A 23,111-nucleotide genomic window follows, 5' to 3' on the forward strand; every position below is an offset into this window, starting at 1 on the left:
CGTCCGCGACATGTGGGCCGCGTAGCGTAGACCTCAGCGATCGGCGACTGCCTTTGGCTTTTGCGGCCGACTGGTCCCGATCGAAAGAGCAGGTGCGTTCATCTCCGCCACCACCCTCGAGCCTCGGCTCGGTCCTGTTCGGCAGACCTACGCCGGCACCGCTGACTTCCCGCCGATGGCGCGGGCATACACGGATGTGGCTCAGGTGGTGCGCGAGAGCGGTCTGCTGCGTCGTGCGCCCTGGTTCTACGCCTTCGTCGGTGTCCTGATCGCTCTGGGCTTCGGCGGCGCCATCACCGGTTTCGTGCTGCTCGGAGACAGCTGGTTCCAGCTGCTGATCGCGGGTGCCCTCGGCATTCTGTTCACCCAGGTCGCCTTCCTCGCGCACGAAGCCGCCCACCGACAGATCCTGACGGCCGGGCCCGCCAACGACCGGCTCGCCCGGTTGCTCGCGAACGGCATCGTCGGCATCAGCCTGTCGTGGTGGACGACCAAGCACACGCGCCACCATGCCAACCCGAACCGCGTCGGCAAGGACCCCGACATCGAGATCGACACGATCTCGTTCCTCGACGAGGATGCGGCGACGGCACGCGGCCTGCGCCGCATGATCACGCGCAAGCAGGGGTGGCTGTTCTTCCCGCTCCTCACGCTCGAGGGACTCAACCTGCACTACCTGGGCCTGAAGCACCTGCTGAGCCGCGGTCCCGTCAAGGACCGCTGGCGCGAGCTCGGCCTCATCGCGTTGCGGTTCACCGTCTTCGTCGGTCCCGTCTTCTTCTTCCTCCCGCTCGGAATGGCGTTCGCGTTCCTCGGCGTGCAGCTCGCCGTCTTCGGCGTCTACATGGGGGCGTCGTTCGCTCCGAACCACAAGGGGATGCCCGTCATCGCGCCCGATGCGAAGCTCGACTTCTTCACGAAGCAGGTCCGCACCTCGCGCAACGTCTCGGGCGGCTGGTGGGCGACGTGGCTCATGGGCGGACTCAACTACCAGATCGAGCACCACCTGTTCCCGAGCATGCCGCGCACGCACCTCGCCAAGACGCGCGAGATCGTCATGGAGCAGTGCCGCACGCTCAACGTGCCCTACACCGAGACGACGATCCTGCAGTCCTACGGCATCGTGATCGAGTACCTCAACCGCGTGGGGCTGGCCGCGCGCGACCCGTTCGACTGCCCGATGGTCTCGACCTACCGCCCCGCCTGACGCGTGATCAGTCGTCGCTGACGCGAAGGACGATCTTCCCGCGCGCGTGACCCTGCTCCAGGAGCGCGTGGGCCGCGGCGGCATCCGACAGATCGAAGACGTCGTCGACGTGGATCCGCAGGCTGCCGCTGTCGATGAGCCCGGCGATCGTCGCGAGGGCGCGCCCGTCGGGGATGACCTTGTACGAGGTCGCACGAACCCCCGCCGCATGCGCCGCGGCGGCGTAGTCCGGCCAGGACCCCGTCGCGACGGGGATGTAGAGGCCGCCGGGACGCAGGACGCCCAGCGAGCGCGTGCCGGTGTCGTCGCGCACGTTGCCGATGAGATCGATCACGACATCGACGTCGCTCACGACGTCTTCGAAGCGCGTCGTGCGGTAGTCGACGACCTCGGATGCACCGAGCTCGCGCAACCATGAGAGATTGCGCTCCGATCCGGTCGCCGTCACGTGCGCTCCGAAATGCGCCGCGAGCTGCACGGCGACGTGGCCCACGCCGCCCGCCCCGGCGTGGATGAAGATGCGCTGACCCGCGTGCGCCCGGGCGGTGTCGACGACGAGACCCCACGCGGTGAGCGCCGCGAGCGGCACCCCGGCCGCCTCGGCGTGCGACAGCGATTCGGGCTTGAGCGCCGCAGAGAGCGAGGGGAGTACGACGTACTCGGCGTATGTGCCGCCCGAGCGGGGGAAGGGCACCATGCCGAAGACGGGCGTGCCCGGCTGCATCGGGTGGGATTCGTACGGCGCTCGCACGACGACGCCGCTCACGTCGTAGCCGAGCGTCGACGGGAACGACTCGATGAGTCCCGAGACGCCCGTGCCGCCGCGCGTCTTCGCGTCGATCGGATTGATGCCGGCGGCGACGACACGCACGAGCAGCTCGCTGAGCGCGGGAGCGGGGACGGGGAGCGTCGTCTCGCGCAGCACCGACGGATCGCCCGGCGCGTCGAACACGATCGCCCGCATGCGCTCCGGAAGGCGGGGGGCGGTGGCTGAGGCCGAGGTCATGACGGGTCCTTTCGTGCGCGCGCGATGCGCAGCATCCAGTCAATCGGATTCCCGGGCCGTCGGGCGGCCCGTGCGCGTCACCGAGCCGCCGGTCCTCCCTGCGTGAGGGCGTGCAGCAGGCGCGTCAGATCCTGGATGTCGTCCACCGACCAGGCCTCGAGCGCCGTGAGGATGCCGCCCTCCTGCGGCGCGCGGGCGATGGCGAGTCGTTCGAGGCCGAGCGATGTCGGCGAGAGGAGGCTCGAGCGGCCGTCGGCGGGATCGGGTGTGCGCTGGATGAAGCCCTGCTTCTCGAGTCCGCGCACGGTGCGGCTGATCTGGCCCTTGTCCGCCATGAGGGCGTCGGCGAGGGCCGACAGCGTGACCTGCTCGCGCCGCACGATCGTCGTGAACACCTTGTACTCGCCGGGCAGCATGCCGGGGCTCATCCGGTCGGCGTTGCCGGCGAGGAGTCGGCGCACGTGGGTGAACAGCTCGCCGAACTCGGCCTCGAGCGCCCGCACGGCGTCTGCGCGGGTGTCAGGCGCGTCGGGCCCGGTCATCGGGGTCGACATCAGCGACGGCCGCGGCGCGAGCGGCGAGCCGTGGCATCCGTCGTCGGGATCGGACCTGTCGCTGTGATCGAGCTCATTCCTTCGGCTGCCGACACCGTCGCCAGATCGGCCTCGCCGGCTTCCAGGCGCTCCTTCGTCGTCATGCGGGTGAGGGGCGTGTTCGGCAGGAAGATGACAGCGATGAGGCTCAGGAGAGCGAACGGCACGGCGATCAGGAACGAGTTCGAGATCCCCTGCGCGTAGATGTCCTCGACGATGACCTGCACGCTCGCGGGGAGCGAGTGGACGGCGGGGAGTGCGCCGGACTGCAGCTGCTCCGCGACGGCGGCCCCCTCGGGACCGAGACTCTCGATGGCCGTGGCCAGGGCCTCCTTGCTCGATGTGAAGAGGTCGGCGACGGTCGTGGCCAGAGCCGCACCCATGACCGACACGCCGACCGTGCCGCCGAGGCTGCGGAAGAAGGTGACGCCGGATGAGGCGACGCCGATCTCTTCGGGTCGGGCGGTGTTCTGAACGACGAGCACGAGGTTCTGCATCGTCATGCCGACGCCGGCGCCCATGAGGAACATGTAGATCGAGACGAGGACGAAGTTCGTGTCGTACTCGATCGTCGTGAGCAGCCACAGACCCGCGATGAGCAGGATCGATCCGACGACGAGGTAGCTCTTCCACCTGCCGAAACGGCTGATCAGCTGGCCGACGACGACCGATGAGACGAGGAGTCCGCCGATCATGGGGATCGTCATGAGCCCGGCTTCGGTCGGCGTCGCGCCGCGTGCCATCTGCATGTACTGGCTGAGGAACACCGACGCGCCGAACATCGCGATGCCGGTCGCGATCGAGGCGAGGACCGAGAGCGTGAAGGTGCGGTTGCGGAACATGCGCAGCGGAATGAGCGGCTCGCGCGACCGCAGCTCGACCACGACGAACACCACCGTCGAGATCAGCGCACCGCCGACCATGAGGATCGTCGTCAGGCTCCACCACTCGTAGTCCGTGCCGGCGTTCGTGATCCAGATGAGCAGGAGCGAGACGGCCGCCGAGAGCAGGACGATGCCGAGATAGTCGATGTGCGCCTTCCGCTTCGTCTGCTGCACGTTCAGGGTCACCTGCAGCAGGATCAGCGCGACGATCGCGAAGGGGATCGCGATGTAGAAGTTCCAGCGCCAGCCGAGCGAGTCGGTGACGACGCCGCCCAGGAGCGGGCCGCCGATCGTCGCGAGGGCCATGACGGCGCCGAAGAGTCCCATGTACCGGCCGCGCTCGCGCGGGCTGATGATGTCGGCCATGATGATCTGGCTGAGCGCCGCGAGACCGCCGGCACCCAGGCCCTGCACGGCCCGGAACGCGATGAGCGTGCCGGGATCCTGGGCGAATCCCGCCGCCGCGGTCGCGAGGACGAAGAGTGCGATCGCGAGCTGGATGAGGAGCTTGCGGTTGAACAGGTCGGCGAGCTTGCCCCAGATCGGGGTCGAGATCGCCGTGGTCAACAGGGTCGCCGTCACGACCCAGGTGAAGGCGGCCTGATCCCCGCCGAGATCGTGGACGATCACGGGGAGCGAGGTCGAGACGACGGTCGAGGCGAGCATCGACACGAACATGCCCAGCAGCAGGCCGGAAAGGGCCTGGAGCACTTGGCGGTGCGTCATGCCGGATTCGGTGAGCGCGGGGGTCTTGGCTGCCATGGGCGTCCTTCGTCGAGGAGAACCGCGGCAGCACTGGCGCGAAAGTTGACAAAGGTCAACGATATGCATGTCGTTGACTTCTGTCAACTATTGATCACGCTGACGCCGACCTCACGGGGTAGGCGTATGGCGGCGGTCAGTCGGCGAGGGCGAGCGCGCGGAACGGGTGACGCGGGGCAGCGGGCTGCGGCATCCGATCGCTCTCGGGCCGTCCGCGCAGGTGACGCCGGTGCAATTCGTCGATGAGCGACGTCGCCAGCTGCACGAGCTTGGCGATCTCGTCTTCGTCGCGATCGACCCACGCGCAGCGGGGCTCATCGGCGACGGGCACGAAATCGTCGTGCTGCTCCCAGGCGACGAGAGTGCGCTCGGCGCCGAGGACGTGCTGCTGCCAGAAGATCTGACGCAGATACGTGCGCGGGATGCTGCGCCACGGCTTGTTCGTCGTCTTGATCTCGGCGAGGGTCACGCGCCCACGGCCGTCCACCGCGACGCCGTCGGGTGTGGCCAGATGGCGCTTCTCGACGGCGGCGTGGAACAGCGCGGAAGAGGGCTGGATGCCGTGCGTCGCGGCGACCCACGCGGCGATCTCGGGTTCGCGCCGACGACCATGCGCCGTGTAGGCGTTGCCCGAGAAGCCGGAGCCGAGCAGCTTCGCGTCTGCCGCGCGAGGGATCGCACGCTCTGACGTGAGTGCGGCGACGTCCGTCGCCGTGATCCCCCGCGAGCGAGCCCGCACCCACGCCACCCGGTCACGGGAGTCCGCGACGATGCGCGCGGCGAGTTCGGGGGTCACGGCTTCGACCCTACGCCGACCCGGCGACGGGCATGACCCGGCACGCGCTGACGGCCGCATTCCGCCGTCGGCGCGGAGCACGGCCTCATGCGCCGACGTCACGTCCGCGGCGCATGAGGCCGGTGCCGCGGCGTCAGAACGCTGCAGCGCCCGCTTCGGCGACCGAGTGGTCCTGCTCTCCCGAGCCGCCCGAGACTCCCACCGCGCCGACGACGACGCCGTCCTTGGAGAGCGGGATGCCGCCGGCGAAGATCGCCACCTTGCCGCCGTTGGTGTTCTGGATGCCGAAGAACTGCTGGGTCGGCTGAGAGTTGTCGCCGAGGTCCTTCGTCGAGATGTCGAAGGCCTTCGAGGTCCAGGCCTTGTTGATCGAGATGTTGACGCTGCCGATCCAGGCGCCGTCCTGGCGGACGTGGGCGACGAGGTTGCCGCCGGAATCGACGACGGCGATGTTCATGGGCTGACCGATCTCGACGGCCCGCTTCTCGGCGGCCTCGATCACGCGGCGCGCGTCGGCGAGAGTGACGTTCGTCATGGGGTGGTCCTTTCGTTGGTGTGCGTTCAGGTGGTCTTGATGTAGCCGTTGGGATCGAGGACGTACTTCTTCGCGGCGCCCTGGTCGAACTCGGCGTAGCCTTTCGGTGCGTCCTCGAGCGAGATCGGCGTGGCATTCACGGCCTTCGCGATCTGCACCTTGTCGTGGAGGATCGCCATCATCAGCTGCCGGTTGTATCTCATGACGGGGCACTGCCCGGTCGTGAACGACAGCGACTTCGCCCAGCCGGTACCGAGGTTGATCGAGAGCGACCCGACCTTCGCGGCCTCGTCGATCCCACCCGGATCCCCCGTGACATACAGGCCCGGGATGCCCAGCGCGCCGCCCGCCGCGGTGATGTCCATGAGCGAGTTGAGCACCGTCGCCGGCGCCTCGTGCGCGGCATCCGATCCGTGTCCTCGTGCTTCGAATCCGACCGCGTCCACGCCGCAGTCCACCTCGGGCACGCCGAGGATCTGCTCGATCTGCGCGGCGGGGTCGCCCTGCGACACGTCGACCGTCTCGCAGCCGAAGGAGCGCGCCTGGGCGAGCCGATCGGCGTTGAGGTCTCCGACGATGACGACGGCCGCACCGAGCAGCTGCGCGCCGACGGCGGCGGCGAGGCCGACGGGACCCGCACCCGCGATGTAGACGGTGGAGCCCGGGCCCACTCCCGCCGTGTAAGCGCCGTGGAAGCCGGTCGGGAAGATGTCGGACAGCATCGTCAGGTCGAGGATCTTCTCGAGAGCCTGGTCGCGATCGGGAAAGCGCAGCAGGTTCCAGTCCGCGTACGGTACGAGCACGTACTCCGCCTGTCCGCCGACCCACCCGCCCATGTCGACGTAGCCGTATGCGCTGCCCGGACGGTCCGGGTTGACGTTGAGGCAGATGCCCGTCTTGCCCTCTTTGCAGTTGCGGCACCGCCCGCACGCGATGTTGAAGGGGACCGAGACGATGTCGCCGACGCTGATGAATTCGACGTCGGGACCGACTTCGACGACCTCGCCCGTGATCTCGTGCCCCAGGACGAGTCCCGCCGGTGCCGTCGTGCGACCGCGCACCATGTGCTGGTCCGAGCCGCAGATGTTCGTCGCGACCGTACGCAGGATCGCGCCGTGCGGAACCTTGCGCCCGACGTTCGCGGGGTTGACCCCCGGCCCGTCCTTGAGCTCGAACTCGGGGAAATCGGTGTCGATGACCTCGACCATGCCGGGACCCTTGTAGGCCACTGCTCTGTTGGCTGACATCGTCGTCCTCCTTCTTCTTCGGTATCACCCGCTGTGTGTCCAGATTCGCCCATCGGGACGGGTGGCGCGATCCGCCGGGCGAACTGTCAGGACTACCCGAACGGGTGGGCGGCGCGTACCGTGAGGTCATGCCCGACGGAGGACACGCCTGCACAGAGCACACGTTGCGAGATCTCGCCGATGTCGTGGGGGTACCCGCCACGGCGCTCCCCGCGCGGCTGTCCGAACTGCTCGCCGCCTTCGTGCCGCACGACGGGCTCATCATCCTCGCCGCCGACGCCGGGGGAGGGCATCGACGGGGCGTGGGAGACCCCGCCTTCGTCGAGCGCGTGTCCTTCCTCGCCCTCGACGATCTGCGCCGGACCCAGCACCCCGACACCGTCGCGGTGGGTGAGATGGATGCCGCCGGCACAGCGGTCCCGGTGCTGCAGGTCGTCTCGCGAAACGGTGCGCTGATGGTCATGGCGAACCCGCAGAACGGGGCCGGCTCCGCCGACGACCGCGCCGCGACGGTCCTCCAGCTGTGGAACGTCGTCGCGCTGCGCGTGCAGGAGCTCGCTGATGCGGCGACCCCTGACTACCTCACGCTCGCGCGGGCGAGCGCGGGCGAGCGGATGGAAGCGCTGACAGAGCTCGCGGACGAGTACTCCACGACGCTGGAATCGGTCCTCGCGGCGCTTCGGTCGGCATCGCTCGACGATCGATCGGCGCGGCAGACGGCGACGGGGATCGCGGCATCCGGGCTCGTGCAGTTGCGCACCGCGAGCGATCGCGTCAGGACCGCCACCGAGGAGCCCGTGACGACGGCGTTCGAGCGCCTCCGCGACGATCTGCGGCCGCTCGTGCGGTATCGCGAGATCGACGTGCAGTTCGTCGAGCCGCCTGCCGATGGGCGGCCCCTGCCGAGCGAAGTCGCGCAGGGAGCCCGTGCCGTTGTGCGGGGGTCGATCCTCGCGCTCATCGATCGTCCGCGGGTGGGCCGCGTGCGCGTCCAGTGGGATTGCGACGGGACCAACCTGCTCATCGACATGCGCGACGACGGACCGGGGGATCTGTCGGACGCCTCGTCGCAGCTGAAGCTCATCCGGCACCGCGTGCATGCGCTCGACGGCCGGCTGTCGGTCGAGGCGACACCGGGATGGGGGACGGAGATCGCGATCGTCCTTCCGCTCGATCCTCCGCGCGCCGTGGCGGCGGTGACCCAGTGGGGCCTGCGCCCGCGGGAGGTCGAAGTGCTCGCGCACCTCGCGACCGGCCGTCGCAACCGTGCGATCGCCACAGCGCTGGCCATCAGCGAGAACACCGTCAAGTTCCACGTCGCGAAGATCTACCGCAAGCTCGGCGTGGGCAGTCGGGCCGAGGCGACGGCGCTGTATCTCGAAACCGGGCTCGCGACCGAGTCGGGGTGAGTGCTCCGCCGGCGATCCCGGAGGGCGGAACCCGCGGAGGTTTATAACCCCTTGTCTGTGAGCCTTCGCCTTTACACTCGACGCTCGGTACCACTGAAGAGTGCCCTCGAAGAACATCGACCCTCGTGTCGAGCTCGGTCGTCGCCTCACGGCCCACCGGATGGCACGCAAGCTCACGGCCGAGGGCCTCGCTGCCGTCGCCGACCTCGACGTGTCGAACATCCGCAAGATCGAGAGGGGGTCGAATCCGCGACTGCTCACGGTGCTCAAGATCGCGGGTGTCCTCGAGGTCGACCTGGGGGAGCTGTTCCGCGGCATCGATCCGTACGCCCTCACGGGGGAGGACCGGCCCACGCGCGTGTCCGAGGTCGACGCGCGCTTCTGGCGGCCGCGCGACCGGATCGCCTGACTACATCACGAAGGTCCAAGCGTACTCGGCAGTGGGCCCCACCCGCCAGTGCACCGTGATGCGTGCAGAGTCGACGGTGTTCGGCCACAGGGCGATCCGCAGGCTCTGCCCGGGTCGGATCGACGCGCGCGGAATGGCGGGCTCCATCCACCCGTCGCCGAAGAATTGCGTCGAGACGTGCGTGAGCTCGTCGGGTCCCTCGTTGACGACGCGGCACCACGGCGGATTCGATCGATCGACCCGCCAGGGCACGCGATACGCGGGATCTGCGGGATGTTCGTCTGGGCCGATGAGTCGGAGCATGCCGGGACGGTACGGCGGGCATCCGACGTGCGGCGCGTGTCCACCGTGTGTGAGAGCAACGTCGGTGGACAGGGCGTCGCGGCACCGCGGTGGGGAGGAAGCTCCGATTTGGTGAGCGACGCGTCCTCACGTACTCTGGTCGAAGCCAAAGACCGCCGGTCATCGGCGTGCGTGTGAGCGCACATCGATCGAAGCTCTGCGAAATGCAGGGGCCCGCGCAGGTGACACGAACTTCTTCCAGAGCTCCGTGCGCTTGCGCCGGAGCTCTTTTCATTTCCCTGCGGGAAGAACCAGATGTCTGCGGCCGGCGCACCGTCATCGCGGAGCGTCTCGTACACACAAGGAGTGGCCATGGCGCAGAAGGATGCATCGGTCGCCGAGCTCACGAAGAATTTCGAGGACTCGACCGCCGTTCTGCTGACCGAGTACCGCGGTCTGACGGTTGCCCAGCTCAAGGAGCTGCGCAACAGCATTCGTCAGGACGCGGAATACGCCGTGGTGAAGAACACGCTGACCAAGATCGCCGCGAACAACGCGGGGATCACGTCGCTGGACGACGACCTCAAGGGTCCGTCGGCCATCGCGTTCGTGCACGGTGACCCGGTCGCCGTCGCGAAGGGTCTGCGCGCCTTCGCCAAGGCACACCCTCTTCTCGTGATCAAGGGCGGTTTCTTCGACGGAAACCCTCTGACCGCGGATGAGGTCAACAAGCTCGCCGAGCTCGAGAGCCGTGAAGTCCTGCTGGCGAAGCTCGCCGGCGCGATGAAGGCCACGATGACCAAGGCGGCATACGTCTTCAACGCGCTCCCGTCGAAGGCCGTTCGCACGGTCGACGCGCTGCGCGAGAAGCAGGAGTCCGCGGCCTGACATCGGGCTTCGGCATAAACAAACAATCGGTTATCGAGTAGGCCGCGAAGCGGCCGTATCAATCGGTTATCGAGTAGGCCGCGAAGCGGCCGTATCGAGATACAAGGAGACACATCATGGCAAAGCTCAGCACTGACGAGCTGCTCGACGCGTTCAAGGAGCTCACGCTCATCGAGCTCAGCGAGTTCGTCAAGGCCTTCGAGGAGACCTTCGACGTCACCGCTGCCGCTCCCGTCGCCGTCGCCGCTGGCGCACCGGCCGGTGGCGCACCCGCCGAAGAGGCCGAAGAGAAGGACTCGTTCGACGTCGTCCTCGAGGCCGCCGGTGACAAGAAGATCCAGGTCATCAAGGTCGTTCGCGAGCTCACCTCGCTCGGTCTCGGCGAGGCCAAGGCCGTCGTCGACGGCGCTCCCAAGGCCGTGCTCGAGGGCGCGACCAAGGAAGCCGCTGAGAAGGCGAAGGCTTCGCTCGAAGAGGCCGGCGCGAGCGTCACCCTCAAGTAATCACGACCGACGAAGAGATCCCGGATGCCGCGCAGCGGCCGAGTCGAGATCTCCCCGTCGTCTGATGCGACATCGAAGACCCCCGGGTTCGCCCGGGGGTCTTCGTGCGTGTGCGGGAGTATATCGATGTGATCGCGCTGGCGGCGGGGGGCTTGCCGCGCGCGACGTGGAGTCCTACGGTGACCCACGTGGGAGGGATTCGCATCGCTCCCGCGACACAGCACGCACACCGCAACACCGAAGGGGATCGCAGATGAACGCACGCAGCCGTACTCGCAGTGCCGTTTCCGTCGTCGCACTCGGAGCCGCCGGTCTTCTCGTCGCCGGATGCGCCGGCGGTGGAGGGGACGGTGGCGGAGAAACCGTCGAGGGAGATTTCTCGGGGCAGACCCTCACGGTCGCCGCAGCGTGGTCGGGAGCTGAACAGTCCAACTTCGAAGCGGTGCTGCAGAAGTTCTCGGAGGATACGGGCGCCCAGGTCGACTACACGAGCTTCGGGGACAACGGACCGACGTATCTGCAGGGCCAGCTCGAGGGCGGCTCGCCGCCCAATGTGGCGGTCATCGGGCAGCCGGCGCTCATGCAGTCGCTCGCGTCCGCCGGTGATCTCATCCCGCTGAGCGACGCAGCCCGCAGCGCCGTCGAAGAGAACTACTCCGACAGCTGGATCGACCTCGGATCGGTCGACGGCGAGCTGTACGGGGTGTGGTTCAAGGCTGCCAACAAGTCGACCGTCTGGTACAACGCCGACATCTACGACGAAGCGGGAGCATCCGAGCCCGAGGACTGGGACGGCTTCCTCGAGCAGCTCCAGCTCGTGCAGGATTCCGGATACTCGGGCATCTCGGTCGGCGCCGACGTGGGCTGGCCGCTGACCGACTGGTTCGAGAACGTCTACCTGCGCACGGCCGGTGCCGAGAAGTACGACCAGCTCACGAACCACGAGATCCCGTGGACCGATCCGTCGGTCGCGGAGGCCCTCGAGGTCATGGCGACGCTGTGGTCGAGCGATGTGCTGCAGCCCGGCGGCGCCCAGCGGACCTTCCCCGAGAGCGTCACGGCCGTCTTCGGCGCAGACCCGCAGGCCGGCACCGTCTACGAGGGTGACTTCGTCGCGGGCAACATCACCGATGACGGGAACTCGGTCGTCGGCGAGAACGCGCTCTTCTACGACTTCCCGTCGATCAACGGTTCGACTCCGGCCGTCGTGGGCGGCGGCGATGTCGCCATCCAGTTCGTCGACGACGAAGCGACCGACGCACTCATGCAGTACCTGGCGTCGCCCGGGGCGGCCGAGATCTGGGTGCCCAACGGTGGTCTCACCTCGCCCAACAACAACGTCGACACGTCGCTGTATCCCGACGACACGGCGCGCCAGATCGCCGAGGCCCTGACCGGTGCCGAGACGTTCCGATTCGACATGTCCGATCTCACGCCGAGCGCCTTCGGAGGCACGGTCGGTGCCGGGTTCTGGCAGATCATGATCGATTTCTACGCCGATCCCTCTGACATCCAGGGCACGATGGAAGCCTTGGAAGCGGCGGCCGTCGCGGCATACTGACGCCCCGCCACTGGGAATCGGACCTACCGTGACCGCTCTCGTCGAGACCGCGGCGGACCCGGGCCCGGGGAGCGAGCAGACTGCTCGTGACCCGGGCAAGGGGCGTCTGCGGCGCACCCTCATCCTCGCGTCGTTCCTCGGGCCCGCGCTCGTCGTGCTCGGCGCGCTTGTGGTGTATCCCATCGTCTACACCGTCATCCGGTCCTTCTACAGCCAGCGCGGTGACGCGTTCGTGGGCTGGGAGAACTACGTGACGATGTTCACGAACGAGAGCACCTTCACCGCGATCCGCAACAACGTCATGTGGGTGATCGTGGCGCCCTTGGCGTGCACGATCCTGGGGCTCATCTTCGCCGTGCTGCTGGAGAAGCTGAAGTGGAAGACGGCGTTCAAGCTCATCATCTTCATGCCGATGGCGATCTCGATGCTCGCAGCGGGTGTCATCTTCCGCGGCATGTTCCAGGAGGACCCGAACCTCGGCGTCGTCAACGCCGTCGTCGTCGGCGTCGACAGGGCGTTCTCGAACGAGGCGGGCTATCCGGGAGCGACCCCGCGCGACGGGTTCGGCGTCATCGCCGACCGCGGGACGATCGCCTCCGAAGAGGAGCTGTCGCCGGGGAGCGTGCAGGACTTCCCGCTCACCGGCATCCGTCAGTCGAACATCCCGCCCGACGCGACGCAAGCGGTCGCGGCGGCGGCGCCGGGCGACACCGAACTCGCCGGAACGGTGTTCCTGGACGTCGTCTCGGGCGGAGGGGGCGTCAACGGCGAGATCGGCGACGGCAAGAGCGGCCTTCCGGGTGTGCGCGTGGACGCCGTGGCACCCGACGGCTCGATCCACGGCTACGCGACGACGGGAGCCGACGGGACCTTCCTCATCGAAGGACTCACGGCGGGGGAGACCTACCGTGTCGCGCTGCCGGCGACGAACTTCGACGAGGGCTTCCAGGGCGTCTCCTGGCTCGGTCCCTCGCTCATCAACGCGGTCATCATCCTGTCGTACATCTGGATCTGGGCGGGCTTCGCGATGGTCATGATCGCGTCGGGTCTGTCTGCCATGGACCGGTCGCTGCAGGAGGCGTCGCGCATGGACGGTGCGAACGAATGGCAGGTGTTCACGAAGATCACCGCACCTCTGCTCGCTCCCGTGCTCGTCGTCGTGATCGTGACGCTCATCATCAACGTCCTGAAGATCTTCGACCTCGTCTACGTCATACCGCCCGGCGTCTCCAAACCGGCGGCGAACGTCATCGCCGTCGAGATGTGGACCGTCTCGTTCGGCGGCGGCAGCAACCAGGGTCTCGGATCGGCGCTGGCGATCCTGCTGCTGATCCTCGTGCTGCCGTCGATGATCATCAACGTGCGCCGCTTCCGTGAGGAGCGCAGCCGATGAGCGCGGCCTCAGCGGATCTCGGCATCGTCCGCGGCAAGAAGACCACCGCGCAGAAGATCGTCGGTGTGTTCACCTCGAGCATCGTCAACGTCGTGCTCATCATCGTGGCGCTGTTCTGGCTCGTTCCGACGATCGGCCTGTTCCTCACGTCGCTGCGCAGCTCGGGAGACAACGCCTCCTCGGGGTGGTGGACCGTCTTCACCAAGCCCGCCGAGCTGACGCTCGAGAACTACGCGAACCTGCTCTCGAACCCCACCATCACGGGCTCGTTCTGGAACACGATCGTGATCGCCGTGCCCTCGACGCTGCTCGTCGTGCTGCTGGGGGCGTGCGCCGCCTACGCGTTCGCGTGGATGCAGTTCCCCGGTCGCGACTGGCTGCTCATCGTCGTCATCATCCTGCTCGCCGTTCCCGTGCAGGTGGCGCTGATCCCGCTCGCGCGCCTGTTCGGCACGCTCGGGATCTTCGGCAGCGTGCTCGGGGTGATCCTCTTCCACGTCGCCTTCGGGCTGCCGTTCGCGATCTTCCTGCTGCGGAACTTCTTCACGCAGGTGCCCGCCGAACTGCTCGAAGCCGCGCGTATCGACGGCGCGGGGGACTGGCGGATCTTCTTCCAGCTCATCCTGCCGCTGGGACTGCCGGCGATCGCCTCACTGGCGATCTTCCAGTTCCTGTGGACGTGGAACGACATGCTCGTCGCCCTCATCTTCACCAACTCCCAGTCGCAGCCGCTGACGGTCGCGATCCAGTCTCAGCTGCGCCAGTTCGGATCGAACATCGACGTGCTGAGTTCGGGGGCGTTCCTGTCGATGATCGTGCCGCTCATCGTCTTCTTCGCGTTCCAGCGCTACTTCGTGCAGGCGCTCCTCGCCGGCTCGCAGAAATGAGTCACCGCGGATCAATGCTGCGAAGCAGCGTTGATGCGCGGTGACTCATCATCGAGTAGGCCGCGCAGCGGCCGTATCGAGATGCAAGCAAGCCATTGACGCTGCGCAGCAGCGTCAATGCTCTCCCCCACATCTCGATACGCGCTCCGCGCTACTCGATGACCGGTCGCCGGTTGGTCAGGAGCAGCCGAGGCGGGCCTGCATCGACCGCATGGCGTCGAGCTCGGCCGTCTGGCCATCTTTCATGCTCTGCGCGACGGCGAGCGCGCGCGGCTCGGAGCCGAGGTCGAGCAGGGCCTGCGCCATCGGCACGGCACCCTCGTGGTGTCGGATCATGAGCTCGAGGAACAGGCAGTCGGCCTCGGTCCCTGTCGCATCGCGCAGGGCGGTCAGCTGCTCGGGGGTCGCCATCCCCATCGCGGCATCCGCTTCCTGAGGACTCAGCGGCGACCCGTCGCCGTGCACGTGGCCGTCGCCGAGCGGCGCCATCCACACCATCATGGCGCCGTCGGACTGCGACAGCCCCCACTTCACGAGCCAGTCGTACATCTCCCCGCGCTGCGCCGATTGCGCCGTCGCGATGTCGTACGACAGGATGCGCAACTCGTCGTCGTCGGTCTTGCGGTAGATCTCCATCGCCATCTCGATCGCCTGAGTGTGATGCGCCTGCATGTCGCGAGAGAATCCCGCCTCGGGCGAGTTGGTATCGGGAAGGGCGACGGATGCCGCCTGCCCGAAGGTCGAGAATCGACCGATCGCGAAGGCGACGGCCGCGATCGCGATGACCGCCAGGGCGATGAGCACCCAGCGTCTCGCTCCCCTCGCGGGCTCCGCCGTGCCGGTCACGGCTACTGCTTGCCGGGGCCGTCGATCGCGCCCGAGCACAGTGCTCCGGGCTCGGGGACGAGGTCGGAGCGCCAGTACTCCTCGAGGAACTCCTCGATGCGGGGATCGGCGGCCTCGTCGACCTTGAGCTGGTGGTTCCACGCGCTGAGCGCGATGGGGGTGTCGAGACCTTCGTAGGGGGACAGGACGACGTAGCTCGAGGGCAGCTTGCTCTTGAGCAGGTCGAGGTCCTCGCCCTGCACGAGGTCGGCGTCGTACGTGATCCACACCGCACCGTGCTCGAGCGAGTGCACGGCGTTCTCGTTCTGCTGCGGCTCGTCATAGATGCCGCAGTTGAGCCAGACGGCGTTGTGCGGGCCGCCGGCCGGCGGGTTCTGCTCGTACTCCACCACGCCCTCGACGTGCGTCGTCGTGTTGGTGAAGGTCTCGACGCCCTCGATCTCGGCGCCCTCACTGCCTGCGGTGTAAGACGCAGGCGGGGGCGGAGCGAAGACGAAGGACGCCACGATCGCGCCGATCACGGCGATGGCTCCGACAGATCCCACGGTCCACCACACGACCTTGCCGCGCTTGCGCTTCGCGAGCTGCTTCTGGTACTCGGCGAGCTTCTCCTGCCGCTTCTGCTCACGCTGCTGCTTGACGGTCAGGTCGATCTTCGCCTGAGTCGCGGGGTTCCCGCTCGTGCGCTTCTCGGACGGGGACGGGGGAGTCGGGGACATGCGAGTGCTCTCGGCTCGGCGCCGGGTCTGGCGCGGGATGCGGACGGGTCAATCCTATGCGGGTGCATGTGATGGAAGTCCTGGGAACCGGCCGCAGATCGTCTGAGTCCGATCGCGGGGTATGCACGGTCGGCCGGTGGGCATCCGATATCATGAAAGCTCGAATCGATTCGATCGACGTTGTCGCCATCGCTGTGACAGCCGACCGACGATGCCCTCGCGCCCCTGCCGGATCCCGGACGCCGCGCCGCTGCCTCTGAAACGAAGAACTTTGCTCGATACCGCGTCCGTTCCCGTCGTCCCTTCGACGCCGCCACCCACGACCGGCGCGATCCGCACCCTCGGGTCGAATCCTGCTACCGCGCCGGTCGTCCTGCATCCCGGCGACGCGATCTCGACGCGTCGCCGCGTGCTCTACATCATCCTGCTGGGCGCGCTCACGGCTCTCGGGCCGTTCACGATCGACCTGTACCTGCCCGCCTTCCCCGTGCTCGAGGCCGACTTCCAGACGACATCGGCCGCCATCCAGCTGACCCTCACGGGCACGATGATCGGCTTCGCCCTCGGCCAGCTCATCGTCGGGCCCCTCAGCGACAAGGTCGGCCGGCGCATCCCGCTGCTGGCCGTCACGGCATTGCACGTCGTGGCGAGCGCCGCGGCCGCCTTCGCACCGACTTTGGAGCTGCTCTCCGTCACGCGCGTGCTGATGGGAGCCGGGGCTGCCGCGGGCGGCGTCGTGGCAGCCGCTGTCGTGCGCGACCTGTTCGGCGGACGGCGGCTGGTCGTGATGCTGTCGCGGCTCGCGCTCGTGTCGGGTGTCGCCCCCGTGCTCGCGCCCCTCGCCGGGTCTGCGCTGCTGCTCGTCATGCCGTGGCGCGGCATCTTCATCGTGCTGGCCGCCTACGGCGCGCTCATGCTGATCTCGGCCGTCGTGTTCATCCCCGAGACGCTGCCGCCCGCGCGGCGCAGCGAGAAGGGGACGACGACCGTGTGGCAGCGGTATCGCAGCGTGCTGGGCGACCGGGTGTTCCTCGGCGTCCTCGTCATCGGGGGCATGACCTTCAGCGGGCTGTTCTCGTACCTGTCGGCATCGTCGTTCCTGTTCCAGGGGACGTACGGCTTCGACCCCCAGCAGTACGGGCTCCTCTTCGCCGCCAACTCCGTCGGCGTCGTGATCGGCGTGCAGACGGCGTCGCGCCTCGCGGCACGCTTCGGCCCGCAGTGGGTCATGGCGTGGTCCACCGTCGTGCTCCTGGCCGCGGCATCCGCCATCGTCGTCACCGATCAGCTCGGGCTCGGACTGTGGGGCACGGTCGTGCCGCTGTTCGTCTTCATGACGGCGTGCGGCTTCACGTTCCCGTGCGTGCAGGTGCTCGCGCTCGACCGGCACGGGAAAGCCGCGGGCACGGCGCAGTCGATCATCGGAGCGACCAACTTCGGCGTTGCGGGTCTCGTCTCGCCGCTCGTGGGGTGGATCGCGAACGACGCCGGAATCACGGCCACGACGATGGCCGCCGTCATGGTCGGCTGCTCGGCGATCGCCGTTCTGGCGCTGTGGCTCATCGTGCGTCCCCGCACCGTCGGGCAGCTCGCTCCGTAGTCAGCGGCGGACGGGCTGCAGCCGGAACAGTCGCACGACGCGACCCGAGCTGCGCTCGTACGAGCGGTATCCGGGCCATTGCGCTTCGATCCGCGCCCACGCGGCATCCTTCTCGTGATCGGGGATCGGCGCGGCTCGAACGGGCATCCGTCTGCCGCGCACGGTGATGGCCGCGTCGGGGTGGGCGAGGAGATTCGTCGTCCAGGCCGGGTGGCGTCCGCCGGCGAAGTTGGTGCCCGCGACGATCGCACGGCCCTCGCCGTCGGGCGTGTACATGAGCGCCGCGTCGCGGGGCTCGCCCGAACGCGCGCCCGTCGTGTGCAGCACGAGCGACGGGACGAGCAGCCCGCTGATCGGGACGCGGCCCCCCGTGATCCGGGCGAAGGCGCGCTCGAGCCGGGGCATGAGCCGCGGCCCGGCGGCGCGGAACGCACGTGTGCGTGTGAGCGGGGCGATCATGGCGCGGACGATGTCGAGCACGCGGATCATGGCAGCATCCTCGCATCCGGCCCGGCACAATGGGGTAATGCCGGCTGAGCAACGCAACGTCGCCTCGCCCACGGTGCCGTTCCTCGTGTGGGGACTCGTGCTCGTGTCGCTCTCGTGCGCGCTCGGCGCGTGGGTGCTCGCGCAGGGCAACGGACCCTTCGCCGTCGACGCGTGGTGGAACGGCGTCCTCGCGGGTGCCGAAGGCTCAGCGCTGTCGAGCTTCTCGCTCGTCATGGCGTTTCTCGGCGGGGGATGGTTCGCCGTCCTCGTCGTGCCGCTCGGCGGCGCCCTCGTGCTGCTTCTGGTGCGACGCCCCTGGTCGGCCGCGTACTTCATCCTGGCGCAGGCGGCGTCGGCGGCGCTCGTGCAGGTGCTCAAGCGCGTGTTCGGCCGGGACCGGCCCGAGGACATCATCATCATCACCGATTTCGGCTCGTTCCCGTCGGGGCACGTGGCCGGTGCCGCGACGCTCGCGACGGCGCTCGTCGTGCTCTTCCCGCGCGTGGCTGTCCTGATTCTGGGAGTGGCGTGGGTGCTGCTCATGGCGCTCAGCCGGACGGTGCTGCACGCGCACTGGCTCAGCGACACCGCCGGCGGCGCGCTCCTCGGGACGGGGGCGGCGCTCATCGTCGCTGCCGCGATGTGGCGGCTCCTCGCACGCGAAGAACCGCGGCCGAGCCTCGCGGTCGGGCGGTAGGCCGGGGGACGCATGCGGCGCGTCGCTAGGCTGTGCGCATGACCGAGCCGGACGCCGTCGCCGAAGCCGAACTCGCACGCCTGCGGGCCGAGGCGGAAGCCGCCGAGGCCCAGCTCAAGGTCGCCCAGGCGAGGGCCGCGCTCGCCGCGGCCGAGGCCGAGGCCGCGAAGGCCCGGGCGGGGGTTCCCGCCGAGTCGCCGGTGCGCGGTGCTCCGGATGAATCGACCGCCCACGAGCCGCGGGCGCCGAAACCGCCGGATTCTCCTGAGTTGTCGACGGTCGCCGAGGGCGCCCCACCGCAACCGGCGGCGACCGGCCCGCTCGATGACGCAGCCGTCGCTGCCATCGTCCAGGGATACACGTTCGACGCCGAGACGCTCGAGCTCGGCGCCCTCGTCAACACCGACCCCGTCGCATCGGCGCAGATCCGCATCCCGATCGCCATGACGAACCGTCACGGCCTCGTCGCGGGCGCGACCGGGACAGGAAAGACGCGCACGCTCCAGGGCCTCGCCGAGCAGCTCGCGGCGAAGGGCGTCCCCGTGTTCGCCGCCGACATCAAGGGGGATCTGTCCGGTGTCGCGACGCCGGGCGAGGCCAGCGACAAGCTCCTCGCGCGCACCCGGGCCATCGGCCAGGACTGGACCCCCGCGGCATCCGTCACGGAGTACTTCGCCCTCGGCGGTGTCGGCAAGGGCGTTCCGGTGCGCGCGACCGTGAGCGGATTCGGCCCCCTGCTGCTGAGCAAGGTGCTCGGGCTCAATCAGACGCAGGAGTCGAGCCTCGGCCTCGTCTTCCACTACGCCGATCAGAACGGGCTCGCCCTCGTCGACCTGTCCGATCTGCGGGCCGTGCTCAGCTATCTCACGAGCGACGACGGCAAGGCTGAGCTCAAGGGGCTCGGGGGCCTCTCGGCGGCGACGGCGGGTGTCATCCTGCGCCAGCTCATCACGTTCGCCGACGACGGCGCGGACGTCTTCTTCGGCGAACCCGAGTTCGACGTGCGCGACTTCCTGCGCACGGCGCCCGACGGCCGCGGTGTCATCAGCCTGCTCGAAGTGCCCGGTGTCATCGACAAGCCCGCGCTGTTCTCCACGTTTTTGATGTACCTGCTCGCCGAGCTCTTCGAGATCCTCCCCGAGGTCGGCGATCTCGACAAGCCGAAGCTCGTCTTCTTCTTCGACGAGGCGCACCTGCTGTTCACGGATGCCTCGAAGGACTTCATCGCCGCAATCACGCAGACCGTCCGGCTCATCCGTTCGAAGGGCGTCGGCGTCTTCTTCGTGACGCAGACCCCGAAGGACGTGCCGGCCGACGTGCTCGCGCAGCTGGGGTCGCGCATCCAGCACGCGCTGCGCGCGTTCACGCCCGACGACGCCAAAGCGCTTCGCGCGGCGGTCGGCACCTACCCGAAGTCCGGCTACGACCTCGAGCGCGTGCTGCAGGAGCTCGGCACGGGCGAGGCCATCGTGACGGTGATGAGCGAGAAGGGCGCACCGACGCCCGTCGCCTGGACCCGGTTGCGCGCACCGCAGGGCCTCATGTCGCCCACGCCGGATCCCGCGATCGAGGCGGCCGTGAAGGCGTCGCCGCTGCTCGCGGCCTACGGCACACCGATCGACCGGGAATCGGCGCGCGAGATCCTCGCCGCCAAGATGCGCGCCGCCGACGACGCGGCCGCCGCAGCCGAGGCTGAGCTGGAGAAGGCGAAGATCGACGCCGAGCTCGCCAGGCAGCGGGCGGCGATCGACAAAGCGCAGGCGGATGCCGACCGCAGGGCCCAGAAGGAGTACGAGCGGCTCCTCAAGAAGACGAGCGGCTCGGCCCGCACCTCGAGCCGGGCGCCGAAATCCGGGCTCGAGCAGATCCTCGGATCGCGGTCGACGCGGACTGTCCTCGACGGTGTCATCCGCGGGATCTTCGGCACGGGCCGCCGCTGACGGCCCCGAACCGTGCCGATCCCGGGGCGCGCTCCCGCGCGGGCACCCGCCGGCTGAGCGCGAGCCCGACGCTCCCGGGAGGTCCTAGCCTGGGGGCATGGTGAAGAAGCCCCCGGTGTCCGACATCGACGAATCGCGCGTGCGCGTCTCGAAGCCCAAGCGCGTGGCCGTCGGCATACCCGGCGTCCTGCACGCGCTGCAGATCTCCGCCGAGCAGATGGGTGTCGTGCGCTCGGCGCAGACGCTCCTGCGGGTGAATCAGAAGGACGGGTTCGACTGTCCGGGGTGCGCATGGCCCGAAGAGGACAAGCGCCATCTCGCCGAGTTCTGCGAGAACGGCGCGAAGGCCGTCGCCGAGGAGGCGACGCTGCGCCGCGTGGGGCCGGAGTTCTTCGCGGCGCACTCGATCGACGAGCTCGCCGGGCACGACGACTGGTGGCTGGGGCAGCAGGGGCGACTGACGCATCCGATGATCCTCGACGAGGGTGCGACGCACTATCGGCCGATCGAGTGGGATGACGCGTTGCGCGAGATCGCCGACGCGATTGCGGCGCTGGACGACCCGGACGAGGCGGCGTTCTACACGTCGGGTCGCACCTCGAACGAGGCGGCGTTCCTGTACCAGCTGCTCGTGCGCGGGATCGGCACGAACAACCTGCCGGACTGCTCGAACATGTGCCACGAGTCGAGCGGCTCGGCGCTCACCGAGACGATCGGGATCGGCAAGGGCACCGTCTCGATCGAAGACGTCCACGAGGCCGATCTGCTCATCATCGCGGGCCAGAATCCCGGCACCAACCATCCGCGCATGCTGTCGGCGCTCGAGAAGGCCAAGAAGCGCGGCGCGACGATCATCGCCGTCAACCCGCTGCCCGAGGCAGGTCTCGTCCGGTTCGAGAATCCGCAGACCGTGCAGGGGATGATCCTCGGCGGCACGAAGCTCGCCGACGAGTTCGTGCAGATCCGGCTCGGCGGTGATCAGGCGCTCTTCCAGGCGATCGGCAAGCACCTGCTCGAGGCTTCGGCGGACCCGGCGACCGATGCGCTGGACCACGACTTCATCGCGCAGCACACGAGCGGCTTCGACGCGTACCGACAGGCGATGACGGATGCCGCGTGGCCCGACCTCGTCGCCGCGACGGGCCTGTCCGAAGCCGAGCTGCGCCGCGTCGGCGAGGCCGTACGGGCCTCGAAGGCGACGATCGTGTGCTGGGCGATGGGGCTCACGCAGCACAAGCACTCCGTGCCGATGCTGCGCGACGTCGTGAACGTCCTGCTGCTGCAGGGCAACATCGGGCGCCCGGGCGCGGGAGTGTGCCCCGTGCGCGGTCACTCCAACGTGCAGGGCGATCGCACGGTGGGCATCTACGAGAAGCCCTCGGCGTCCTTCCTCGACGCCCTCGACGCGGAGTTCGGCTTCAGCGCCCCGCGCGAGCACGGCTACGACACGGTCGAGGCGATCCGCGCGATGCGCGACGGACGCGTGCGGTTCTTCATGGCGATGGGCGGCAACTTCATCTCGGCGACGCCCGACACGGCGGTCGTGGAGGAGGCGATGGCGCGGGTGGACCTCACCGTGCAGGTGTCGACGAAGCTCAACCGCTCCCACGTCGTGACCGGTCGACGGGCGATCATCCTGCCGACGCTGGGCCGCACCGACCGCGACCGGCGGGCGGGGCGCGAGCAGCGGGTCACGGTCGAGGACTCGATGGGCGCCGTGCACGCCTCGCGCGGGCGCCTCGCGCCGCCCGCCGACGACATGCTGAGCGAGGTCGCGATCGTCGCGCGGCTGTGCGAGCTGCTGTTCGGCGCGCGCGATGAGGCGCCACGGGCGCAGGGGAGCCGGCCGGTGCGAGCCAACGCGCCCCGAGCGGACTGGGCCGCGCTCGAGACGGACTACGCGCGCATCCGCACGCATATCGAGCGCGTCGTGCCCGGGTTCGACGACTACGAGGCGCGCATCGCGAAGGGGGCGACGCTGCGGCTGCCGAACGGTCCGCGCGATGCCCGCCGGTTCGACACGGCCGATGGGCGCGCCCGGTTCACCGTCAATCCGCTGGAGTATCCCCGCATCCCGCCGGGGCGCCTGCTGCTGCAGACGCTGCGCTCGCACGACCAGTACAACACCACGATCTACGGCAAGGACGACCGCTACCGGGGCATCCACGGCGGCCGCCGCGTCGTGCTCGTGCACGCCGACGACATCCGCAACCTCGGCTTCGCCGACGGTGAGATCGTCGATCTGGTGTCCGAGTGGACGGATGCCGCGGGGCGGACCGAGGAGCGCACGGCCGAGGCCTTCCGCATCGTGGCGTATCCGACGCCGCGCGGCAACGCGGCGGCGTACTATCCCGAGACGAACGTCCTCGTGCCGCTCGACTCGGTCGCCGACGTCAGTGGCACGCCGACCTCGAAGTCGGTCGTCGTGCGACTTCAGCGACGTGGATCGTAGGCTGAG

General features: G+C 68.7%; 22 protein-coding genes. 12 read left to right on the top strand and 10 right to left on the bottom strand.

The features are described from left to right. Positions 1–175 precede the first annotated feature (175 nt). The gene (locus ACFC3F_RS00715) at positions 176–1,207 is read left to right on the top strand and encodes a fatty acid desaturase family protein (RefSeq protein ID WP_376125295.1); all 1,032 of its coding nucleotides are present in this window, start codon (positions 176–178) and stop codon (positions 1,205–1,207) included. 7 nt (positions 1,208–1,214) lie between these two features. Here the strand turns inward: ACFC3F_RS00715 and ACFC3F_RS00720 are convergent, their stop codons facing one another. The 6 genes from ACFC3F_RS00720 to fdhA form a co-directional block, all read right to left on the bottom strand. Next, positions 1,215–2,213, bottom strand: a complete 999-nt coding sequence (locus ACFC3F_RS00720; RefSeq protein ID WP_376125298.1) for an NADP-dependent oxidoreductase — start codon at positions 2,211–2,213, stop codon at positions 1,215–1,217. A 77-nt stretch (positions 2,214–2,290) separates the two neighbouring features. Beyond that, positions 2,291–2,755, bottom strand: a complete 465-nt coding sequence (locus tag ACFC3F_RS00725) for a MarR family winged helix-turn-helix transcriptional regulator (RefSeq protein ID WP_376125301.1) — start codon at positions 2,753–2,755, stop codon at positions 2,291–2,293. Positions 2,756–2,766: 11 nt separating this feature from the next. Next, on the bottom strand, positions 2,767–4,452 hold the full coding sequence (locus ACFC3F_RS00730; protein ID WP_376125304.1) for an MDR family MFS transporter: 1,686 nt from the start codon (positions 4,450–4,452) through the stop codon (positions 2,767–2,769). Positions 4,453–4,588: 136 nt separating this feature from the next. Beyond that, complete coding sequence (locus tag ACFC3F_RS00735; protein ID WP_376125306.1) at positions 4,589–5,248, bottom strand: YqaJ viral recombinase family protein; 660 nt, start codon at positions 5,246–5,248, stop codon at positions 4,589–4,591. A gap of 133 nt (positions 5,249–5,381) precedes the next feature. Then, on the bottom strand, positions 5,382–5,783 hold the full coding sequence (locus ACFC3F_RS00740) for a heme-binding protein (protein WP_376125308.1): 402 nt from the start codon (positions 5,781–5,783) through the stop codon (positions 5,382–5,384). A 26-nt stretch (positions 5,784–5,809) separates the two neighbouring features. Continuing rightward, positions 5,810–7,030: a formaldehyde dehydrogenase, glutathione-independent gene (gene fdhA, locus ACFC3F_RS00745; protein WP_376125311.1), complete on the bottom strand. Its 1,221-nt coding sequence runs from the start codon at positions 7,028–7,030 to the stop codon at positions 5,810–5,812. Positions 7,031–7,158: 128 nt separating this feature from the next. Between fdhA and ACFC3F_RS00750 the strand changes: the two genes are divergently transcribed. Together ACFC3F_RS00750 and ACFC3F_RS00755 are read left to right on the top strand one after the other, a co-directional pair. Continuing rightward, a complete protein-coding gene (locus ACFC3F_RS00750) occupies positions 7,159–8,439 on the top strand; it encodes a LuxR C-terminal-related transcriptional regulator (protein ID WP_376125312.1) in 1,281 nt (426 codons plus the stop codon). Between the two features lie 100 nt (positions 8,440–8,539). Further along, positions 8,540–8,848 (top strand): helix-turn-helix domain-containing protein, encoded by a 309-nt coding sequence (locus tag ACFC3F_RS00755; protein ID WP_376125314.1) that lies wholly within the window; start codon positions 8,540–8,542, stop codon positions 8,846–8,848. On the opposite strand, the gene ACFC3F_RS00760 is transcribed toward ACFC3F_RS00755, so the two are convergent. Then, complete coding sequence (locus tag ACFC3F_RS00760; RefSeq protein WP_376125317.1) at positions 8,849–9,151, bottom strand: hypothetical protein; 303 nt, start codon at positions 9,149–9,151, stop codon at positions 8,849–8,851. Positions 9,152–9,502: 351 nt separating this feature from the next. Here ACFC3F_RS00760 and rplJ point away from each other — a divergent pair, with 351 nt between their 5' ends. From rplJ to ACFC3F_RS00785, 5 genes are all read left to right on the top strand, one after another. Further along, complete coding sequence (gene rplJ / locus ACFC3F_RS00765; RefSeq protein ID WP_376125320.1) at positions 9,503–10,018, top strand: 50S ribosomal protein L10; 516 nt, start codon at positions 9,503–9,505, stop codon at positions 10,016–10,018. A 116-nt stretch (positions 10,019–10,134) separates the two neighbouring features. Further along, entirely contained in the window at positions 10,135–10,521 is a 387-nt protein-coding gene (gene rplL / locus ACFC3F_RS00770) for a 50S ribosomal protein L7/L12 (RefSeq protein WP_376125322.1), read from the top strand. A 253-nt stretch (positions 10,522–10,774) separates the two neighbouring features. Continuing rightward, positions 10,775–12,082 (top strand): ABC transporter substrate-binding protein, encoded by a 1,308-nt coding sequence (locus tag ACFC3F_RS00775; protein ID WP_376125324.1) that lies wholly within the window; start codon positions 10,775–10,777, stop codon positions 12,080–12,082. Positions 12,083–12,110: 28 nt separating this feature from the next. Next, entirely contained in the window at positions 12,111–13,475 is a 1,365-nt protein-coding gene (locus ACFC3F_RS00780) for an ABC transporter permease subunit (RefSeq protein ID WP_376125327.1), read from the top strand. Further along, positions 13,472–14,362 carry a carbohydrate ABC transporter permease gene (locus tag ACFC3F_RS00785; RefSeq protein ID WP_376125329.1) on the top strand — a complete coding sequence of 297 codons (891 nt, stop codon included), beginning with the start codon at positions 13,472–13,474 and terminating at the stop codon, positions 14,360–14,362. The genes ACFC3F_RS00780 and ACFC3F_RS00785 overlap by 4 nt, the downstream gene beginning before the upstream one ends. A gap of 177 nt (positions 14,363–14,539) precedes the next feature. Here the strand turns inward: ACFC3F_RS00785 and ACFC3F_RS00790 are convergent, their stop codons facing one another. Next, positions 14,540–15,208: a DUF305 domain-containing protein gene (locus ACFC3F_RS00790; RefSeq protein WP_376125332.1), complete on the bottom strand. Its 669-nt coding sequence runs from the start codon at positions 15,206–15,208 to the stop codon at positions 14,540–14,542. 2 nt (positions 15,209–15,210) lie between these two features. Then, positions 15,211–15,927, bottom strand: coding sequence for a DUF3105 domain-containing protein (locus ACFC3F_RS00795; RefSeq protein ID WP_376125335.1), 717 nt, complete (start codon positions 15,925–15,927; stop codon positions 15,211–15,213). 271 nt (positions 15,928–16,198) lie between these two features. Here ACFC3F_RS00795 and ACFC3F_RS00800 point away from each other — a divergent pair, with 271 nt between their 5' ends. Continuing rightward, positions 16,199–17,527 carry a multidrug effflux MFS transporter gene (locus ACFC3F_RS00800; protein WP_376125338.1) on the top strand — a complete coding sequence of 443 codons (1,329 nt, stop codon included), beginning with the start codon at positions 16,199–16,201 and terminating at the stop codon, positions 17,525–17,527. Here the strand turns inward: ACFC3F_RS00800 and ACFC3F_RS00805 are convergent, their stop codons facing one another. Further along, complete coding sequence (locus ACFC3F_RS00805; protein WP_376125340.1) at positions 17,528–18,016, bottom strand: nitroreductase family deazaflavin-dependent oxidoreductase; 489 nt, start codon at positions 18,014–18,016, stop codon at positions 17,528–17,530. A gap of 37 nt (positions 18,017–18,053) precedes the next feature. On the opposite strand from ACFC3F_RS00805, the gene ACFC3F_RS00810 reads away from it, so the two are divergent. From ACFC3F_RS00810 to ACFC3F_RS00820, 3 genes are all read left to right on the top strand, one after another. Further along, entirely contained in the window at positions 18,054–18,713 is a 660-nt protein-coding gene (locus ACFC3F_RS00810) for a phosphatase PAP2 family protein (protein ID WP_376125342.1), read from the top strand. A 38-nt stretch (positions 18,714–18,751) separates the two neighbouring features. Then, on the top strand, positions 18,752–20,653 hold the full coding sequence (locus tag ACFC3F_RS00815; RefSeq protein WP_376125345.1) for a helicase HerA-like domain-containing protein: 1,902 nt from the start codon (positions 18,752–18,754) through the stop codon (positions 20,651–20,653). Between the two features lie 97 nt (positions 20,654–20,750). Continuing rightward, a complete protein-coding gene (locus ACFC3F_RS00820) occupies positions 20,751–23,105 on the top strand; it encodes an FdhF/YdeP family oxidoreductase (protein WP_376125348.1) in 2,355 nt (784 codons plus the stop codon). Positions 23,106–23,111: the final 6 nt, after the last annotated feature.

The organism is Microbacterium sp. NPDC055910 (assembly GCF_042271185.1).
GTDB lineage: Bacteria > Actinomycetota > Actinomycetes > Actinomycetales > Microbacteriaceae > Microbacterium.

Excerpts from the sequence above, each read along its gene's own strand:
- ACFC3F_RS00715 (WP_376125295.1), top strand. The coding sequence starts at position 176 with ATGGCGCGGGCATACACGGATGTGGCTCAGGTGGTGCGCGAGAGCGGT.
- ACFC3F_RS00720 (WP_376125298.1), bottom strand. The coding sequence starts at position 2,213 with ATGACCTCGGCCTCAGCCACCGCCCCCCGCCTTCCGGAGCGCATGCGG.
- ACFC3F_RS00725 (WP_376125301.1), bottom strand. The coding sequence starts at position 2,755 with ATGACCGGGCCCGACGCGCCTGACACCCGCGCAGACGCCGTGCGGGCG.
- ACFC3F_RS00730 (WP_376125304.1), bottom strand. The coding sequence starts at position 4,452 with ATGGCAGCCAAGACCCCCGCGCTCACCGAATCCGGCATGACGCACCGC.
- ACFC3F_RS00740 (WP_376125308.1), bottom strand. The coding sequence starts at position 5,783 with ATGACGAACGTCACTCTCGCCGACGCGCGCCGCGTGATCGAGGCCGCC.
- fdhA (WP_376125311.1), bottom strand. The coding sequence starts at position 7,030 with ATGTCAGCCAACAGAGCAGTGGCCTACAAGGGTCCCGGCATGGTCGAG.
- ACFC3F_RS00750 (WP_376125312.1), top strand. The coding sequence starts at position 7,159 with ATGCCCGACGGAGGACACGCCTGCACAGAGCACACGTTGCGAGATCTC.
- ACFC3F_RS00760 (WP_376125317.1), bottom strand. The coding sequence starts at position 9,151 with ATGCTCCGACTCATCGGCCCAGACGAACATCCCGCAGATCCCGCGTAT.
- rplJ (WP_376125320.1), top strand. The coding sequence starts at position 9,503 with ATGGCGCAGAAGGATGCATCGGTCGCCGAGCTCACGAAGAATTTCGAG.
- rplL (WP_376125322.1), top strand. The coding sequence starts at position 10,135 with ATGGCAAAGCTCAGCACTGACGAGCTGCTCGACGCGTTCAAGGAGCTC.
- ACFC3F_RS00775 (WP_376125324.1), top strand. The coding sequence starts at position 10,775 with ATGAACGCACGCAGCCGTACTCGCAGTGCCGTTTCCGTCGTCGCACTC.
- ACFC3F_RS00785 (WP_376125329.1), top strand. The coding sequence starts at position 13,472 with ATGAGCGCGGCCTCAGCGGATCTCGGCATCGTCCGCGGCAAGAAGACC.
- ACFC3F_RS00795 (WP_376125335.1), bottom strand. The coding sequence starts at position 15,927 with ATGTCCCCGACTCCCCCGTCCCCGTCCGAGAAGCGCACGAGCGGGAAC.
- ACFC3F_RS00805 (WP_376125340.1), bottom strand. The coding sequence starts at position 18,016 with ATGATCCGCGTGCTCGACATCGTCCGCGCCATGATCGCCCCGCTCACA.
- ACFC3F_RS00810 (WP_376125342.1), top strand. The coding sequence starts at position 18,054 with ATGCCGGCTGAGCAACGCAACGTCGCCTCGCCCACGGTGCCGTTCCTC.
- ACFC3F_RS00815 (WP_376125345.1), top strand. The coding sequence starts at position 18,752 with ATGACCGAGCCGGACGCCGTCGCCGAAGCCGAACTCGCACGCCTGCGG.
- ACFC3F_RS00820 (WP_376125348.1), top strand. The coding sequence starts at position 20,751 with ATGGTGAAGAAGCCCCCGGTGTCCGACATCGACGAATCGCGCGTGCGC.